The sequence below is a fragment of the Chryseobacterium sp. KCF3-3 genome, assembly GCF_045865955.1.
GTDB lineage: Bacteria > Bacteroidota > Bacteroidia > Flavobacteriales > Weeksellaceae > Chryseobacterium.
The window spans coordinates 3,306,126-3,324,937 of the sequence record NZ_AP035792.1; the positions used below are offsets into that span (position 1 = coordinate 3,306,126).

At 36.2% G+C, this 18,812-nt stretch carries 17 protein-coding genes; 4 read left to right on the top strand and 13 right to left on the bottom strand.

The genetic code is table 11. From position 1 onward, the window contains the following. The first annotated feature begins 109 nt into the window (after window positions 1-109). The gene (locus ACKTTZ_RS14980) at window positions 110-751 is read left to right on the top strand and encodes an alpha/beta hydrolase (RefSeq protein ID WP_034692271.1); all 642 of its coding nucleotides are present in this window, start codon (window positions 110-112) and stop codon (window positions 749-751) included. A gap of 109 nt (window positions 752-860) precedes the next feature. Beyond that, complete coding sequence (gene amt / locus ACKTTZ_RS14985; RefSeq protein WP_407845917.1) at window positions 861-2,204, top strand: ammonium transporter; 1,344 nt, start codon at window positions 861-863, stop codon at window positions 2,202-2,204. 189 nt (window positions 2,205-2,393) lie between these two features. Here the strand turns inward: amt and ACKTTZ_RS14990 are convergent, their stop codons facing one another. Together ACKTTZ_RS14990 and ACKTTZ_RS14995 are read right to left on the bottom strand one after the other, a co-directional pair. Next, a complete protein-coding gene (locus ACKTTZ_RS14990) occupies window positions 2,394-3,017 on the bottom strand; it encodes an NAD(P)H-dependent oxidoreductase (RefSeq protein ID WP_034692273.1) in 624 nt (207 codons plus the stop codon). Window positions 3,018-3,076: 59 nt separating this feature from the next. Continuing rightward, a complete protein-coding gene (locus tag ACKTTZ_RS14995) occupies window positions 3,077-3,655 on the bottom strand; it encodes a Crp/Fnr family transcriptional regulator (protein WP_253316553.1) in 579 nt (192 codons plus the stop codon). Between the two features lie 169 nt (window positions 3,656-3,824). On the opposite strand from ACKTTZ_RS14995, the gene ACKTTZ_RS15000 reads away from it, so the two are divergent. Further along, window positions 3,825-5,243: an L-serine ammonia-lyase gene (locus ACKTTZ_RS15000; RefSeq protein WP_034692275.1), complete on the top strand. Its 1,419-nt coding sequence runs from the start codon at window positions 3,825-3,827 to the stop codon at window positions 5,241-5,243. 107 nt (window positions 5,244-5,350) lie between these two features. Here the strand turns inward: ACKTTZ_RS15000 and ACKTTZ_RS15005 are convergent, their stop codons facing one another. The 6 genes from ACKTTZ_RS15005 to ACKTTZ_RS15030 form a co-directional block, all read right to left on the bottom strand. Continuing rightward, on the bottom strand, window positions 5,351-6,193 hold the full coding sequence (locus ACKTTZ_RS15005; RefSeq protein ID WP_407845918.1) for a prephenate dehydrogenase: 843 nt from the start codon (window positions 6,191-6,193) through the stop codon (window positions 5,351-5,353). A gap of 242 nt (window positions 6,194-6,435) precedes the next feature. Further along, a complete protein-coding gene (locus ACKTTZ_RS15010; RefSeq protein WP_407845919.1) occupies window positions 6,436-6,987 on the bottom strand; it encodes a hypothetical protein in 552 nt (183 codons plus the stop codon). A 68-nt stretch (window positions 6,988-7,055) separates the two neighbouring features. Next, window positions 7,056-8,006: a hypothetical protein gene (locus ACKTTZ_RS15015; RefSeq protein ID WP_407845920.1), complete on the bottom strand. Its 951-nt coding sequence runs from the start codon at window positions 8,004-8,006 to the stop codon at window positions 7,056-7,058. Continuing rightward, window positions 8,003-10,705, bottom strand: a complete 2,703-nt coding sequence (locus ACKTTZ_RS15020; protein WP_407845921.1) for a hypothetical protein — start codon at window positions 10,703-10,705, stop codon at window positions 8,003-8,005. The genes ACKTTZ_RS15015 and ACKTTZ_RS15020 overlap by 4 nt, the downstream gene beginning before the upstream one ends. 3 nt (window positions 10,706-10,708) lie before the next feature. Beyond that, window positions 10,709-11,560 carry a PAAR-like protein gene (locus tag ACKTTZ_RS15025; protein ID WP_407845922.1) on the bottom strand — a complete coding sequence of 284 codons (852 nt, stop codon included), beginning with the start codon at window positions 11,558-11,560 and terminating at the stop codon, window positions 10,709-10,711. A gap of 1 nt (window position 11,561) precedes the next feature. After that, complete coding sequence (locus ACKTTZ_RS15030) at window positions 11,562-12,584, bottom strand: LysM peptidoglycan-binding domain-containing protein (RefSeq protein WP_407845923.1); 1,023 nt, start codon at window positions 12,582-12,584, stop codon at window positions 11,562-11,564. Window positions 12,585-13,048: 464 nt separating this feature from the next. Between ACKTTZ_RS15030 and ACKTTZ_RS15035 the strand changes: the two genes are divergently transcribed. Continuing rightward, window positions 13,049-13,696, top strand: a complete 648-nt coding sequence (locus ACKTTZ_RS15035; protein WP_407845924.1) for a hypothetical protein — start codon at window positions 13,049-13,051, stop codon at window positions 13,694-13,696. 6 nt (window positions 13,697-13,702) lie between these two features. On the opposite strand, the gene ACKTTZ_RS15040 is transcribed toward ACKTTZ_RS15035, so the two are convergent. The 5 genes from ACKTTZ_RS15040 to ACKTTZ_RS15060 all read right to left on the bottom strand — a co-directional run bounded on the left by ACKTTZ_RS15040 (window position 13,703) and on the right by ACKTTZ_RS15060 (window position 18,806). Further along, window positions 13,703-14,230: a hypothetical protein gene (locus tag ACKTTZ_RS15040; protein ID WP_407845925.1), complete on the bottom strand. Its 528-nt coding sequence runs from the start codon at window positions 14,228-14,230 to the stop codon at window positions 13,703-13,705. 43 nt (window positions 14,231-14,273) lie between these two features. Further along, window positions 14,274-14,765 (bottom strand): hypothetical protein, encoded by a 492-nt coding sequence (locus tag ACKTTZ_RS15045; protein WP_407845926.1) that lies wholly within the window; start codon window positions 14,763-14,765, stop codon window positions 14,274-14,276. Between the two features lie 104 nt (window positions 14,766-14,869). Next, window positions 14,870-17,143, bottom strand: a complete 2,274-nt coding sequence (locus tag ACKTTZ_RS15050) for a cation:proton antiporter (RefSeq protein WP_407849164.1) — start codon at window positions 17,141-17,143, stop codon at window positions 14,870-14,872. A 204-nt stretch (window positions 17,144-17,347) separates the two neighbouring features. Next, window positions 17,348-18,058 (bottom strand): LytR/AlgR family response regulator transcription factor, encoded by a 711-nt coding sequence (locus tag ACKTTZ_RS15055; protein WP_407845927.1) that lies wholly within the window; start codon window positions 18,056-18,058, stop codon window positions 17,348-17,350. Beyond that, window positions 18,033-18,806: a histidine kinase gene (locus ACKTTZ_RS15060; protein WP_407845928.1), complete on the bottom strand. Its 774-nt coding sequence runs from the start codon at window positions 18,804-18,806 to the stop codon at window positions 18,033-18,035. The genes ACKTTZ_RS15055 and ACKTTZ_RS15060 overlap by 26 nt, the downstream gene beginning before the upstream one ends. Between the last annotated feature and the right edge of the window lie 6 nt (window positions 18,807-18,812).

The window sequence follows — 18,812 nt, forward strand, 5'->3', positions numbered from 1 at the left end:
ACGGGGATATTTTTTTGGACTTTTTAGACAGCCTCTTTTTTTATGCGTCATTAAATAAAGATTGGGCACTGTTATTCCCTTGTTTCTGTATTTTTCATAAATTAGTGGTATGAAAATTTATATCGTAAGCGGTCTGGGAGCAGACTTCAAGGTCCTTGAAAGAATAGAGTTTCCCAAACACTGTGAATTGATTTTTATAGACTGGCTTATTCCTGAAAAAAACGAGCCTTTCGATGCTTATGTCAAAAGAATGGCAGAGAAAGTAGATGATTCAGAACCATTTTGCCTGCTAGGTTATTCTTTTGGAGGAATTATTGTGCAGGAGATTAATCAATTGAAACCTGCAGAAAAAGTAGTGATCCTTGGAAGTATAAAATCGGATAAGGAAAAATCTAAATTTATAAAAACCGGTGAGGTTACCAAAATTCCAAGAATCCTTCCTGTAGGATTGTTCAATGATAAGGCAGCCAATGTATATGCTGTTATCCGAAAGCTTTTTGATCCTAAAAATCCTAAACTTCTTCAATATTTTAAAGTAAGAGATCCTTATTATCTGAAATGGTCTGTAGAAAAAGTTTCTGAATGGAAGTTTGATGAAAATCCGAATGTTATTCAGGTATTAGGTGATAAAGATATTGTTTTCCCCATCCGTTATTCCAATCCGGATTACGTAGTAAAGGGAGGAACACACCTTTTTCCTGCTACAAAATCTAAAGAAGTTTCCAAAATATTGAAAGAGGTTTTCTCATGAAAAATAAAAATATTATTGTTTAAATAGTATTTTCATAGGGGTTGAGTCTTTAAAAATGTTATTTTTATGAAATTTATGTTTAAATTTGATAGGGTAAAATATAAATTTTATGAAAGTAGGCTTAAAATGGATTGTTTCATTCTCGGTGATCACACTCGTAGCCGTGGGAGGTTTATTCTGGAATCCGGCTGCAGATATTCCTGATACGGGAGAATTTTTAAGTGAAGATAAAATTGTGGGCGCTGATGTAGCCTGGATTTTGGCTGCGGCAGGACTTGTACTGCTCATGACACCAGGACTTTCCTTTTTTTATGGAGGCATGGTCGGGAAGAAAAATGTCATTTCTACCATGTTGCAAAGCTTTATTGCTTTAGGAGTCATCTCTATGGTCTGGGTAGTTGTTGGTTTTTCTTTGTCTTTCGGGGAATCTCTTGGCGTTACCATTGCCGGAAAACATTACGGAATTATTGGAAATCCCTTAAGTTATCCCTTTTTTAATGGAGTAGGAAATCTGCCACATAAACTGATGGCACCTACAATACCATTTATCCTGTTTGCCCTGTTTCAGATGAAATTTGCCGTTATTACTCCGGCTATTATTACCGGATCTTTTGCAGAAAGGGTTCGTTTTATTTCTTATTTATTATTTATCGTTCTTTTCAGCATCTTTATTTATACTCCTCTTTGTCATATGGTATGGCATCCGGAAGGTCTTTTGAACAAATACTTTGGGGTAAAAGACTTTGCTGGCGGAACCGTGGTGCATATGAGCGCAGGTTTTGCAGCCCTTGCCGGCGCTATGGTGGTCGGAAACAGAAAGAATCCGCACCATGAGCCTTCCAATATTCCATATGTGCTTCTGGGAACAGGAATGTTGTGGTTTGGATGGTTTGGTTTCAATGCCGGCTCTGCTTTGAGTGCTTCTGCTTCTGCAGCCACTGCTTTCGGAACAACCACTCTTGCTTCTGCTTCAGCGATGATGACCTGGATCTTTTTTGACAGAATCAATGGGAGAAGTGTTTCTGCATTGGGGGCTTGCATCGGTGCAGTGGTGGGATTGGTGGCCATTACTCCGGGATGTGGTTTTGTAAGTATTCAGGAGAGTCTTTTTATAGGATTTATTACCGCAATCGTTTCTAATATAATGGTCAACTGGAAAGGTTTAAAGAAAATAGATGATACGCTGGATGTTTTTGCCTGCCATGGAGTAGGGGGAATTATGGGGATGATTCTTACCGCCATCTTTGCTCATGGTGAAAAAGCGAGCTTATTACATGGAGGAATTGAAGTTTTTCTTCATCATATGGCAGCATTGGTGTTGGTTTCTGCTTTTACATTCTTCGGTTCACTACTTTTATATAAGATTACCAATGCTGTTATTACCCTCAGAGTTTCTGAAGAATCAGAAAATAAAGGGCTTGACCTTTCTCAGCACGAGGAAACTTTCAGCTGATAAAAGTAGGGGCTTTCCCAAAAATGCCATTCTGAAAGAAATGAAATGTAGTGAAGAATCTCATCCGTCTGGTTATTAATAAGATTCTTCCTTCGTCAGAAATCAAAGATTCGACGTAGTCAATGACAAGTGCCCAATAATTGGGTTTTTGAGATAGCCTGCTGAGTGTTATATTAAATCAAAAATACTTTATTGAATAGATTCAATTGCTTCAAAGATTTTATTTTTAGAATTTTCAAAGACTTCACCTCCGAATTCTTCATTATCCAAGGAATGAATGGTGACATCTTTTACACCCATAATTCCGAAAATATGCTTCAGATAAGTCGTTTGAAAATTGATGTGTCCGTTCTTTTCATTTTCTCCGTATCCGGTATCGCCACGGGTTGAGAGGATAAATAGCTTTTTGTTTTCAAGGAGACCAACGTAATCACCATCCGGAACTCCGGATCGGAATTTCCAGGTTTCATTGATTCGCATGACCTGATCAATATAAGCTTTTAATCCGGACGGAATAGACCAGTTGTACATAGGAGTTCCGATGACATATACATCATGTTCTTTGAGCTCTTTGACGAGTTCATTACTTAGCTGTAAAGGCTTTTGGTTTTCTTCAGTTTTGTCTGAAGATCTTTTGAAAGCTCCTGCAATCCATGATTCATCAATATTAGGAATCGTATCAGTTCCCGCTTCTCTGTAGGTGAACGTGTCAAGAGGATATTTCGTTGTCCAGTTTTCAACGAAAAGCTGGGTCAGTTTTCTGCTGTAAGATCTTTCATTTCTTACACTGGCATTAATAATCAGTATTTTCATTTGTTAAGAATTATACCAGCAAAATTCCTGATTATTGAGTTCTGAAAAATTGATCTAGTTCAAGAGGATTTATTTTTTTTCTTAATTCTGCTGATGAATTCCGGAGTTACACCGAGGTAAGAAGCAATCAGATACTGAGGTACTCTGGAGGAAATATCGGGGTAGGTTTCCAGAAAATCATAATACTTCTGTTCTGCTTTGTGCATATGATTGAACACGACTCTTTTTTCCAGCGTTCCGAGATAACTTTCCAGAATGATTCTGAAGTATCTTTCTAAGGATGGAATTTCCTTCAGCATTTTTTGAAAGGACTGATGGCTGATCTGTAGGAGCTTTGTTTTTTCTACGGCCTGAATATTATAAATGGAGGGTTTTTGTTTTGAAAAACTGGCAATATCTGTAGCCCACCAGTGATCAATAGCTAAAAAGAGAATTTCCTCATTTCCGTTGTCTTCATTGATGCAGAAAGCTTTTAAAACACCTGAAATGATATAACTGTCATGGCGGCAGATTTCCCCGTTTCTCAATAGGAAATCACCTTTTTCCAATGTTTTTTCTGTCCAGAAACTTTTACAGGCAGTTATTTCTTCCGGACTTAGTTGGACATGCTGTAAAATGCTTTTAATTAATGTTTCCATTTAAAAAAATGATTAAAAAGAACAATATAATTGGAAATTCGTACAACCAGCTAATCTACAAAAAAACTTGTTTTATAGACTGCCAAAACCAAATAAATCTAAGATTTTGCTATGCATATATTAGGATTTATCATGTATCTTTGTTTTTGAGGAAAATGACGAATCATTTATGGAATCAATATCGGTTTTTGAGATTATTAAAGTAGGAATAGGCCCGTCCAGTTCGCATACGATGGGACCTTGGAATGCAGCAGCTGCATTTATCAGGATTATAAAAAGAGAAAGATCAATAGAAGAAGTTAAAGAGGTTTTTCTTGAATTCTTTGGCTCACTCGCCAAAACGGGGATTGGGCATGGAACTGATATTGCCGGAATGCTTGGGTTGAATGGAGAAGATTTTAAGACGATCAATACTTCAAAAATTGATGAGAAAATAGAATACATCAAAAGTACTCAAACCATTAACCTGGGAGGAGAGAAAATTATTCCATTTGTTTACGGACATCATTTGATTTTAAATATGAAAAAGAGCCTTGATTTTCATCCTAACGGAATGATCTTCAGAGCTGTTTTCGAAGACGGAACAGAACTTGTGCAGGATTTTTATTCTGTAGGAGGAGGTTTCATCGCTAGCCAGGAGAAAAACTCTATTCAAAAGCAGTGTGTACGTACCTTGTACCCTTGTCATAAAGCTTCGGATATTGCAAAATATTGTGAAAAACTGGGACTGAATAAAATGTCGGATCTGATTTTCATGAATGAAGAAAGCTGGAGAACTCAGGAAGAAACCAGACAGGAAGCGCTTTATATCTGGCAACAGATCAAAGAATGTATTTATAAAGGAGTCAATAAAGAGGGAATCCTTCCGGGCGGACTGAATGTTACCCGAAGAGCAGCAGGAATCAACAGAAAGCTGTTAGGAGACAAAATTTATAAAAATAAAGATGAATGGTTCCAGCAGGTGGTAGACGCTGAAGAGAACTTTACCAATATCAACAAATGGATTGCGTGCTTCGCACTGGCAGTGAATGAAGAGAATGCAAGTTTCGGAAGAATTATTACCGCACCTACCAATGGAGCGAGTGGAGTTATTCCGGCAGTATTGATGTACGCTCAGGCATTTACACCATTTACCAATGAAGATGATATTATAAGATTCTTGCTTGTAGCGGGAGAAATCGGGACCTTATTTAAGAAAAATGCCACTATTTCTGCAGCGATGGGAGGATGTCAGGCGGAAATCGGAGTATCCTCTGCAATGGCAGCGGCCGGACTTACAGAGATTCTGGGTGGAAGTGTAGGGCAGGTACTGATGGCGGCAGAAATTGCCATGGAACATCACCTGGGATTAACATGCGATCCAATTAAAGGATTGGTACAGATCCCATGTATCGAAAGAAATACAATGGGCGCTATGAAGGCGATTACTGCAGCTAATATTGCGTTGGAAAGTGATCCTACCAAAGCAAAAGTAACATTGGATGAAGTGATTCTTACCATGTGGGAAACCGCTCAGTCTATGAGTGACCGTTTTAAAGAAACTTCCGAAGGCGGGCTTGCAATTGCCGTTAACGTTCCGGAGTGTTAATAGAAACAACATTGTTTTAAAAATAAAACCCTTAGCCGTAATGTCTAAGGGTTTCTTAATAAAATAAAAGTAAAAACCATTGGGCTTTTAGTATCGTGTGGAATTACTTACCTTAAAATTCCTCTTATTCTGTTGGCATTGGTGATCAGTTCTTCAAGGTATTCATAATTCTCTTTTTCAAGGGCAGATTTGAATTTTCTGAGCTGGGAAATATGTTCGTTCAGCACATCCAGCACATTTTCTTTGTTTTGTTTAAAGATGGGAACCCACATTTCAGGATGCGATTTGGCAAGACGTACCGTACTTGAAAAACCTGAACTCGCAAGCTGAAAAATAGTTTCTTCCTCACGTTCTTTTTCCAGTACCGTATTGGCAAGGGCATAAGACGTAATATGGGAAATATGGGAAATATAAGCGGTATGGACATCGTGATCTTGTGCATCCATGTAAATCATGTGCATATCAAGGGCATTAACCACTTGTTCAACAATATTCAATGCATCTTCTGCAGATTCTTCTTTGTTGCAGATTACTCCAGCCTTTCCTGCGAAACTTTCTGCAATAGCGGATTTCGGACCGTTATTTTCTGTTCCCCACATCGGGTGAAAAGCCACAAATCTTGAACGCTTCGGATGGTCTTTTACCGCATTTACAATTCCTGCTTTTGTGGAACCTGCATCCATTACCGTCTGCTGGTCAGTTACTAAGTCAAGAACAGTAGGCAATAGTTTTCTGGCAGCATCTACGGGAATAGCAAGGATAATCAGATCCGAATTTTTAATTCCATGCTCAAGATCTACTCCGGCATCAATGATCTTCAGATCTAATGCATCACTGATATGCTGTGTATTGTTATCGATTCCGTAGATGAAGCTGGTAATGTTTTTCTCCCTTAATTTCAAGGCCATCGAACCGCCGATTAATCCTACTCCAATAATACTTATTTTCATCTTTCTATTTTTTTTAAAATAAAAAAACCTCGTCCCTAGGACGAGGTTTTAAATTATATTCATAAGAATCCCTATCCCAGAGCTGAGGTAAAAATTCTATAATAATATGTTCCGTTGTTAAAAATCACAGAGCAAAGGTATAAATATTTTTCAAATGAAACGAAATTTCTTTTCTGAAATTATATATTGATGGGATGAATGGGTTTTTTGAGAATGAGGTCAGGTCTTTGTTAAAGGGCTAACTACTTATTTTTAGAAGTTTGGAATTTCTTAATAAGATTGGTTTCAAATGCTAAAATATTTTCTGGAATCTTTGAAGTCTCTATTTCTCCTATTTGTTTCCATTTATTCTTTTCATATAAATAGAAAGTTGTTTTCGCATTTTGCTTTGGTTCAAATTCTCCATCTTCCCCTCCTGTATAAGTAATGAACTTATTAGGTAGATATGAGGCAACTACATAATAATCATCTTCTTTAATAAGATCTTTTATTGCTTTTGAATTTTGAGCATCATTTTCAGGGTTAGTAGATTTTGAAAAATAACCTTTTGTATTATTCGGATTCCAAAAATATTGAGTTTCATCCTTTTTTCCAATAAAATCTACACTCAGAATACCTATTTTTTTATCTGAATAGGTATAGGTTGGGTATGGATTGGAGATGTCTGGAATGAAGAAACCAGTTGCTTGGTATTTTACATCCAGAAAATTTATGTAATCATCTTTCTTTTTTTGACCTTTGCAAGTGCAAACAAAAAATATCACAATTAATAAAGTCGAAAATACTTTTATCATCCCATTGAGAGCTTTTATTGTTTTTTATAATATTAGAGACATTCTTACCATTATAAAAAATTATAATATTACTTCAATTTTTGTAATGGCATCTCATTATTTCCAGGGTTTATAAAGTATATTGGGCTTCCTGAAATAAAGTAGCTGTTGTCAGATTTTTCAATATAAATAGTTCCCATATCTTCAGAGGAATTATCATAATTGATTTTAATTTTTGTATTATTAACTTGTTCAGCTTTCAATTGGGAATATTTATTTTTTGTCCCTTCTTCGGTAATATCTACTGAAATGTCATTCAATGAATTTATTGTTATATCAAAAATAGTTTTTGCTTCGTCTCTATTTGATGCTTCAAAATGATATTCCCCTTTCCAGAAATTAATATCTGTTTTCGTAATATTATTATCTTTCGAGAAAGTTTTTTGTTGTACTAACGATATTTTGCCTAAAGAATTTATTTTATAATGTTCCCATTTTTCAACATTTGTTCCAGATTCATCTTCTACTATATCTAATAAGTGAATTTCACTTTTATCAAGGTAATAATACTTTGTTTTTACAGTTAATGCTTCTGAAAAATTAAAAGATTGGTAAATAACAATCGAGTCAGTTGTTGTTTTATTTTTTTCAATATACAATGTCGTTTGGTAACTTAAATCTGCATTATCACTTTTAGGGACAGTATTTTTAATAAATAATTCTATATTAGAAGCAATTTTTCCAATATTGCTTTTTTTATTTAAAGAGTTTAACTTTTCGTAATCGAATTTAATTTTAGATAAGGCACATTTAGAATCATCCTCTTCAACTTGTTTTTCTGATCTATTAAAAAAAGTAGTTTTTAATTTACAAGTAGGGTTTATAGACTTTACAAAATTCAAATCTGAAATTAACGCATCACCATTCCAATTTTTATCAATGGAAATTTCTTGGGAGAAAGATGGTTTTGAAATGTTTTCTTGCGCTTTTTTGCAAGAAAAAATACTTAAGAATGATAATAAAATAATTAGGTTTTTCATTTTTCTTTAATTGTTTTTATAACACTACTATTAAAATTTCCAGAATGCAAATGACTATTGTGAAGGGAACCTCCATTACCAGCTCTTTTTAGTTTTTGGCAGTAAGCATTTACTCCCTTTAACACTTCTGTAAAATGGAAAAATATTGCACTGTCGATTACCTTTTGATCCTGTTCAACTATACTTAAATAAAGTGTATCTACACTTCTTCCATTACAATGTTCTTGACTTGGAAAGCTTGATCCTTCAGAAAAACAACTACCCGTTGTGGTTAGTTTGTATCCAGATTTAGCTAAATATCCAATAAATCCAGCAAAAGAATCAGCTCCAGTATATCTTCTTTGAGTTTTTGAAAAGCTATAAGCAATATAAACTCCATCTTTTTTATAATTTAAACTATCTGGCATTTTAATTAATTCAACATTATTTTTTCCTGCTTTATATAATAACCAAATAATTCCTTTTTTAGGATGAGTTCCATATTCTGCAATATCTCCATTTTCATATTTTACACGTCTAGATGTATTTCCTTCAGAAACATTTTGATCAGAAAGAACTTTTGCATGAGTTGGTTTAGTTTTATAAACTTGTCCAACACCTTTTTCTCTAGTTGTATGCCAATCTACAGTAGTTATTTCATGCTCATTTCCTTTTGAATCGTGATAGACATATTTATATTTAGTTTCATTACCTTCTTTTATTTTTTTAGGTATATGTTTTTCAATTTTGCTATCATGGTATATATGATAAGTGACAATATCTTTTGCACTAATATTATCATTTTTTGTACTATTATTGTTGCATGTGAAAGTCTTTGTTTTATTAGATTGTCCTAATTCCTCTACTTCTTTTAATGCCTCTTCGAATTCCCAAACATAAGATTTTCCTTCCTTACCCTTATAGTATTGTTTTTTACCAGCTTTATCAATCCAAAACTCGTGTGTCTCTCTTTTAAACATTGGGTTGTCATCATATGCATCTTTTGTGTTATCATAAACAACATAGTTTCTTTCAGATGCATGAGATGTAGAGTTTGGGTAATTTACAGCTAAGTAAAGTGCAGTTCTATTTTTTAATAAATTTTGATATATTTTCTTCTTAAAATGTTTTTCAACATAGTCTAATTGTTGCTCTGCAGTTAATGACATTAAATGGGTTCTTGTTGTTCCTATTTCCTCTGCAGCCGCTTTTCCAAATTGTATTAACCCAATATATTTATATTTACTATTTTCATCAGGATTTTTTCCAAAAGTTCCACATTTAGGGCTGAATGAATATGCCGATTCTAGAGCCATAATTGTCATTAACCAATTAGCCCCTTCATAATTTTTCTGTGGCAATTCCAAGTTTTTTGCGATTTGTATCACTTTCTTCCTAAACTCACAACTTACTTTTCCACCCCATACTAAGTCTTTGTATTGTTCCTGACATATACAACTACCTGGTTTATCTGGTTTTTGCGTCTTCTGCACCCCCGCTGCACTCTTCACCTTCTCCACTTCCATCAGTCCTTCCGAATTTACCCCAAATTTCTGAGATTCTGCAGAAAGATCTTTGGAGATAATTTCAATGAAATAGTTTTGTTTATCAGAATCCGGATCGCCAATAGGGGAGTCTATTCCTTTTTCAAAAATATCTTTGGTAATGACAAATCCTGAAGTGTCATGGATATCAGCAGAGATTTTAATATTCCCACTTCTGAATACTTCATCATTGGAAGCCGTATCATACTCCCAGATGACATATTGGATATGCTTCTCCACCATATTTTTGGAGTGAATTCTTACCCTTACTTTATCTCCTACAGCGACTTTGGAAAGTTCTTCTCCTGTATCATCAATGAAAACGGCTTCTATAATATTACCTTTAGGATCCGGCTGTTTGGGACCGCCTCCTTGTCCGGCCGGGAATTTTGGAGTGTGTTTTTCAGGCTGCGGCTTAGGTTTGGGCTGACTTTGAGGTTGTCCTTTATAATCCGGATTGGCCACATCTACATTCACCTGGCTGGCTCCCTGGATTTTCCCTGAATAGGTTGCCGTAACATAATACTCATGGTTAGCGCCTTCACTTTTATCACCTTTCATTAGAAACTGATTGGCCATCTGACGAAGGATTTTTTCATCAGACATCAAAGGTATCTGTACTTCTGCAATCCCTTTTTCATTGACCCGGGCTTTGTAGCTGCGGGTATGACGGTTGTTTTTATTGATAACAGGGTCATGGCCTTTTCCAGGCGCATCATCCTCCCAAAGATGGAATTCAATCTCTTTATTAAACATGGCGATGCAGTGAGCCTGGGCAATAAGAGTATCCCGATAGCTGGCTTTATTAACGTTTGTTCCTCCTCTGTTGAAGAGCACTACTTTGTCTATTTTTGGAACCTTGTTACTGGTAGGGATTAATATAATGCTGGCAACCAGATTTTTAGTTGTGGGAAGTCCCGGTAAAATTCCTTTTTTAGTTTCATAGACTTTCATTTGAAACTCTATTCCCAGACCTATTTCTCCAAATTTGAAGGTTACTTTTTCGCCCTTTTTAGGCTGGCTGGTAATGTCTTTCCAGCTTCCGTTCTTTTGTTTCTTATAAAGATACCATTCATAATCACCTTTCAATCCGAAGGAGAGGATGGAAGGTTTTACTTCGTAGGAGCAGGTGGTTCCTACCAGAGGATTCTGATTCCCGATAATATTTCCTGTCATGGCTTAGCTGTAATAAAGTTCGTCTGTACCTTTCGTATCTTCCTTGAATTCATCAAAATCCACAACGGGATTATAAACCTGCTGTTCCTGTGTATTCGCTTTTGCAACATGGCTTTTGCCTGCTTCACTTTGCTGTCCGTGCTTGAGAATGGTGATTTTTCCTCCTGTGCTGCACATCAGTTCTGAGATCTCTGTAACACAACTTTTTCCCAATACTTTTACTTTTTCATACGTTTTCTGCCATTTTCCGGCAGGAGCGTAAGCACAGGGAAGATATCCTCCGGAGGTTGGCTTAAGTTTACATTGTCCGAAGGGTTGTGCAGCAGGATCAAGCTGAAGATCATCTTCCGTTACAGCGAGATAATCAGCCTGTCCTTCCTCATCATTCCAGTAATGTTTCTGATGGCTGGTTACTTTAAATTTTGGAAATTTAAATCCCTGATTGCATTGTACGGTTCCTTTCTGTACAACGAAATATTTTCCTTCATGAGGGCTCGAACCACTGTCTTCTTTTTTATCTTTTTTTTCCTCTTTGTCCGTTTGCTGTTCGTTTTCCTCAGGTGATTTTTTTTCATCTTTTGGCTCTTCTTCTGTAGAATTTTCTTCACTTTCGGACATATTCTCTACAGATTCTTCCTGTGATGAGGCAGTGATATTTTGAGGTTCTGTCTCATCAGCCATAAGCTGTGGATCTTCCGAAATTAAAATGGTTTTTCCGGGAACAGGCTCCTGCATAACATCTTCCGGAGGACAGTGGAGGTTGTGATACGTTTTTAAAATGCCCTCATTTTTCAACTTAAACTGCCGGGACAGTGAGCTGAAAGTATCACCTTTTTGTATGACATAATTTTTCATATTATCCTTGTGTTATATTGATGTGATGTTGGTGAATAAATTCTTCTTCATGACCAAGTAAAACAGAAGCTTTCGCCTGAAGCAGATTCTTATTTTTGATGTGAGTGATGTATTCCAATAAGATATTTCCGGATGCTGGTTCAGACGTTGATTCCTGAAGTTTAATACCTCGTATGATTTCCTGCGAAGTACATAATTCAGTGATTTTACCGGTTAAAATGGTCAAAACAGAGTTGTCATCTTCATTTTTCTGTTCGATATTGAGTTCACATTGTACAGAAAAAGAGTTTTGTATTAAGTAGAAAGATTCTTTCCACCTTGTCTTCTTCTGAAACCAATCTATCTTTGGAAACAAGGTCTGAAATAGGAGAGTACTCTGAAACTGCTTTAATAAAAACATTTCATCGTTGATATTTCTTTCAAACGTATTCAGATAACTTTGAAAAATTTTTCCTGTATAAAATTCCTCAAGTTCTTGATGTTGTTCGGAAAAAGTGTCTGTAATTTTCTTATGGTCTGCAAATCCGGTGATTTTACCCTGTTCATTGATCACAAATTCAAGAGGCATAATACTTTGCATACAGGCAATGGAAATACTGCTTATTTTATCATCAGGTGTATTTCCATCAGATGTAAAGTCTTTTTGGCTGTAGCTTAATATATATTGTCCTTTATTTTTATCTTTATGAAGATTAAGATCAATGGTATAATTAATAGTAACTGGAGACCCGAACAGACTTTCAAAAGTTTCATTAACTGTATACTTTTGAGCAAAGAAAGAATCAGAAAGTTGGTGGGGAAGACAATTTTTTCTTTCCTGTTCTTTATCTGCTTTGGTTTTAAAATTTGTAGGAACAAAGATGTTTTTCACTTCATTGAGGCTTTCAAACCAAACCTTATCCATTTTTTGACAATGGGAATTATGAAACAACTTTAGTTCCTCACTGGTCATGCCCAGCCGGGAAGCGATAGAGGTCAGCGTGTCTCCATTTCGTACCTGATATTGTAAGAAATCAATTTCCATCCAAAGTGAATTATCTGATAAAGCTATTAAAAAACTCTATTGGAAATTATTTTTTTGGATTAAATTTTAAAAATTGTAGTAGAATTACGACATGAGATTGATGGTGTATTGAAAACCACCCCGTCAAAAATTCTTTGAATTTTCGCCACCCCTCCAGAGGATGGGAATTTTTACGTCTTCAGTTGTGAGATAGGAGCAGGATTTAATTTCTGTTGATGCTTTCTTGTTGGTTTAAGGTGGCTGGATTTCTACGGAATGACAAACAGTATGGGTAAGACAATCATTCCAATTATGTCATTCCATAGGAATCTAAGCTACTATATTTTAAAACTTATATACCTTTTAAAAACAGTTAGTAGTAACTTAAAACAAGCCAACAAAGAAACTTTTATGACTTTTGTGGTTTCATGATATACAATACAACCAAAAGTTATTATTAATTTTAAAGCTATAAAAAAGCCAATATGAAGAATAGATTCTTATACGGAGTTTTCATAATATTGATCAGTTGGGGTTCTGTATATGCTCAGAAGTCCGGCGATCCAGCGTCTGTTTTTTTCACCACTAAAGCACAGGATACTGTAAAGACTGGGGAAACATTTAACGAGAAAGATACTACGGGCAGCAAGGGTTTAAAAAATAGGATAAAACCTATTCAGGCTAATTTTAAAAGTATCAATTCCATAACAAAATGGACCTCTGTTAAAAAGAAGGATATTGAAGGAGAATCAGCAGAAGGCGGGGAGGCCACATTTTATTATACCGATAAAGGGCTGGAAAAAGTTATTGCCAGACATTATGGAGAAATGGGACAAATGCTGATCGAATATTATCTTATGAACGGGCAGCTATCTTTTGTTTTCGAGAAAGAGTACAGGTATAATCGTCCGCTTTTCTACGATACTAAAGCAATGAAAGTGAATAATGATACGGAAGCCTTTGATTTCAATAAATCCGAGGTTATTACAACCAGAAATTATTTTGAAAATGGAAATATCATTATGATCAGTAATACTACAGGGCGTGGATTTAATATCGGTGCTGATTATCCGTCTGAACAGGAAAAAAGCTTAACAGAGAGTTTCAAAAAGCTCCTGAAACTGGCAGAATAATATCTGTTATTTCTGTTGATCAGCTTTGATAATATTAAGCCTTTCTTCTACTTCATTAATCCTTTTAAGCCAATAATTGATTCCTTCCTGATTGCTCACTGTTTCCTTAAAAGCATTTCGGTTGACCGTCCATAAATGACCTCTGTTTTTTTGATAATCCAATTCGCGTTCTTTTTTATTTTCAGGTTCTATGCGGTATCTCCAGAATACTAATGCGTGCATATATTCTGAGCGGATTTTTTCCAGATAATGAATAATAGCTTTTCGATCCTGAGGAATATATCCGGGACCGGAACATCCACATGAATGGAAAGTGATTCCAACTGTATACAAATCACGGATATGAGCCCATTGTTTATCGTCATTTTTTGCCGGTGATTTGAAATCGAGTCCCATATTGGCCATCAGATTTCCACATTCCGGGCACTTGGCTTCCACAGAGACCTGAGCATCCCGGTCCACATCTTTCAGATGGCGGCGTTTGAATGTTTTCTGGCAGTTGAAACAGGCATAATGACCTTTGTAAACCATCATGGAGTATCGGCACATATTTAAAATCTTAATCTTTGGTTAAAAGTTATTTTTTATTTGTTTTTTCCTCTTCATTAAAATTGATTCCCATAAGGCTGCTGGCACTTCTCGGATCATATACGGACCATACATTTCCCCAGGGAAAGTTGAAGGTGCAGCTTGGGTAAGGTTTTTTCTTTTTTTGGGTTGGAAGGATTTCCAGGATTCGGGTGAGAAAGGTGTTGTTTCTGTGAAAAACGTTCATTTCTTTTTCCTCTGTCCATTCATTCCAGTCTTTGGCATCACCATTTTCCCATGTGTTCATATGGATGGTGTCCAGCTGATCTCCGAAAAAGCACAAACCAAAAGATACCTGATATCCTGTTATTTCTATAGGGTGAAAATAATACCAAAAATACCCGGTTTTTACATCCTGGAAGTTGTGATACTTTTCTTTATAAAAATCAGTCTGCTTCAGCTGATCAAGACTCATCCTCCGATAAAGCTGTGTATTGAAGGTTTTCAGCTCTATAACTCCATTTTCACTGTTAATCAGCATGTCCCAAAAAATTGAAGCTATAAATATACCCGTTTTTTCTTTACAGACAACGAATAATATTTACAGCTTCTTGTAGAAATAGAAATATCGGTGTGTTATTTGGGTTATGGGTTTGAAATTATTAAGGTAGATGGGATATCAGAAAGCCAAAGACTCTTCGTATCAATCAGATTTTTCCAGCTTTTGCTGCTGATCAGCATCAGATCCTGAGAATTCAGAAATTCTTTTTCAATCTTTTTCTCATTGTAAAGGGTGATGTGGTTGGGAGCTACCTGTTCAATGCTTCTGATCAGTTCTTTCACTTCAATATTGTTTCTGATCTGTCCTGCAGCATCCAGAATAATAATCTGAGAATTGTTGTTATTGATCAGTCTTTTGGCATATTCAAGAAGGTAAAAATCACTCAGATTAAAAATAGGAACAAACACTTTGTCTGCGGCTTTAAAGTCTTTTTCCACCAAAACTCCCACAGGAATATTGGTTTTGTCAAGTATCTGAAGCGTAAAATCGTCAAAAGGAGAATTGTTGAATATATTTCCTTTCCCTTTTACTGTATTCAGAAGCTTTTCAGGATTAATGATCTTGGTGGTAAAGCCCAGCAAACGACCTAATAAACTTCCTTCGTACATTGATTTTCCAAGCATGATCAGCAAGAGATCATAATGTCCTTTATTGGTGATACTGGTGAGGTCACTTTCAATATCAGTAGAGGCTTTGAAGAGGGTTGCCACTTCCAGATTAAGTTCGTGGGAGGTTTCAATCACATTCTGGAATTGTGAATCTTCATATTCGTTGATATCATAGGCGTGCATCTCATCTACCGGAGCAATATTCATCGCAGTGATGCTTTTATTGCCGTTCATTTTATGGGTAAAGTTGTGTGCAAGTTTCAATAAAGTACTTCCGGATTCCGGTTTATCAAAAGAGAGGAGAACACGGTACTTGGAATCACTGTCGTGAAGGGGCTCGTCCTGATTTTTTTTGGATTTAAAAATAAAATTGATGAAGTCTAACGCAGGGCCTGTCATGAAAGTGGTGAAAAGTGCCATAATTACCAGCATTGCAAAGATTTCAGGACTTAAAACTCCAAGATCATATCCGATGTTCAGGACAATAAGTTCCATAAGACCTCGTGTATTCATCAAAGCCCCGATGGTTAAGCTTTCTTTCCAGTTGATGCCTACAAATCTGGCGGTCAGTGCACTTCCTGCAAACTTTCCGAGGACGGCCGTCAGAATTATAAACCCTGCGGTCATCCATAAGTGGCTGTCATTCAGAAGTCCGATCTGCGTACGAAGTCCTGTAAATACAAAGAACAACGGAAGTAAAAGTACCAAAGCCACATCTTCTACTTTATCAATAAAGAGCGTGCGGAATTTTGTATTTTCCGGCATAATAGCTCCAGCCATAAAAGCCCCGAATAAAGCGTGAATACCGATTACTTCAGTAGCATATGCAGACAAAATAAGGGTCAGAAAGAAGATAGCGACCATGGGCTTGCTGATCGTGTTTTTTCCTGCCTGAAGATCTCCGATTCTTTTCAGGAATGGTCTGACAATTTTAATCATTAAAAATACATAGGCGATTGCCATGATGATCACATAGATGGAGCTTGCAAAAGAACCTGCTTTTACAATGGCAATTACTGCAGCAAGAATACACCATGCCGTAATATCATCGGCCGCCGCACAGGTAATAACAATTGTTCCGAGTTTGGTTTTCTGAAGGTTTCTCTCCTGTACAATTCTCGCCAGTACCGGAAATGCTGTAATACTCATAGAAATGGCTATGAATAAAGCAAAAGAAGTAAACTGGATACCATCCGGTGCAAATTCCTGATACACGAAATAGGAAAGTCCTATTCCCAAGGCGAAAGGAATAATAATACTGGCGTGGCTTATCACTACCGCATCATGAGCTTTTTTTCTTAATACACTCAGATCCAGCTCCATCCCTACAATGTACATGAAAAGGATAAGACCTATCTGGCTCAGAAACTGAAGGTTGCCTAATGATTCTTTTGGAAAAAGAAAAGCCGAAAACTCAGGAAAATACATTCCCACAAGTGATGGACCCAGCACAATACCTGCAATCATTTCTCCGATGACCGTAGGCTGTTTTATTTTCATACAAATCCACCCGAAAAGCCTTGCCGTCATAATGATGGTGACGATTTGCGCCAGTAATAAAGCAAGTGGATGGTGAAGATTGGTTTTAAATGATTCCAGGAAATTCTCCCAGGTAGAGCCGCTGTTGGTTTTAGCAACAATATTTTCTTTTACTTCCAGTGTCTGCCCTTCGATAATGAAATAATACATCAGACACGAAAAGACTGCGATGGTAGTAATGTAGAAAATTAAATTTTTGTATTTCCCCAAATTCATGATTCCAATATTTTATGCAAAGTTGATAAGAATATAGTTATGTTAAATACTCTTTTTTTTTAAATGTAATGAATGTTTCAAAAAATGTAATAAAATCAATTCATTCTATGCAAAAATAAACAGATTTTACTCTGAAGAGAGGAAGTTGTAATAAAGGCCGGATATTCTGTAACGAAACCCTGAAGATTTGAAGAAGGTCTATTTCCCGAAAAGCTCCATCAGTGAGTTTTTATAAGCGTCTCCAATCTGGAGTTTCAGAAAAGAGTGATCTTCTGTAGGAATTGTGGTAATGATTTCGTTGGTTGAAAAAACTTTAATGGAAGAAAGCGCAATAATCTCTTTTTTGTTGACCTGGGCAAAGTCTTTTGCGGGAAGCATTTCCAGAAGGTTTTTAAAATTCAGGTTTTTTAAGACAATCATCGTTCCGTCGCTGAGAATGATGTCTTTATCCCTGCTGTCGATTTCAGAGGTTTTGATGTAGGAAATCTGCTCTGTAAATATAACCGTTTTCCCAATATTCGTATTCCATTCGATGAAGTCTTTTTTAGGAGGATTCTCTACCAGCTCTTTGGCTTTTTCAAAGGCCTGGATCAGTCTTTCTTTTTTAATAGGTTTTCTTACATAATCTACCACATTCAGGTCGAAAGCTTCGGCTGCATATTCTTTATATGCCGTTGTAAAGATGATTTTTTTTGAACCTGAGATAATTTCAGCCACCTGAAGCCCTGTCATTCCGGGCATTTCAATATCCAGAATACACAGATTACAGTCGATGCTGTCTATTTCGTTCAGGAAAATTTTAGGATCGTTGAATGCTTTTACCACCTCTACATTGTCGATCTGTTCGCATAGAAGTTTTAAATAACTGATGGCCAGTAATTCATCATCCAGAATAACGCATTTTATCATAGAATTCTCCTAAATTGATTTTTAATTCTGCGGTGAAAACTCCGTTTTTTGAACTTCTTTCCAGCTGGTAGTACGTGCTGTAAATCATTTTAAGCCTTTGATCAAAAGACTGGCTTCCAAAACCGCTTTTTTCTTTTTCAAGAACATTTTTCAGAGACGCTTTATTGCTGACTTTCATCGTGAAAATTCCACCTTCAAGCTCCATATAAATAGAAATAAAAGAGTCCTGAGCCAGGAAATCTGTATGTTTGAAGGCATTTTCAATAAGGTCCACGGAGATCAGCGGCGCAAATACCTTTTCTTCATACAGAGAATCAGACTTGTTGATCCTTGATTTGATTCTGAAATCGAAAAGAGGGTTGATCTTAATTTTATTAATTTCAATAAGACTTAAAGCAAAATTGAGTTCCTCTTTCGGGCTGACGTACTTATTATTGCTTTCATATAAAATATAATCAAGGACATTCGCCAGCTTATCCAGAGACATATACGTCTGATAGGCATGAGACTGAACCGAATTGAGGATGTTTTTAAACAAATGAGGGTTCAGCTTGGTACCAATATGTTCCAGACGGACTTCATTCAGCCGCTGCTCGATAAGTTTATTGGTTTCTGTTAGTTTGGTATTTCTCTGTTTCAGCTTCTGATTCTGGCTGAAGAGATAAATACTGACGGTCAGAAACAGGAAAATGGCAAAAACTCCGATGAATATCAGGTAATCATGAATCATGTAATAATTGCCGCCCATACTATG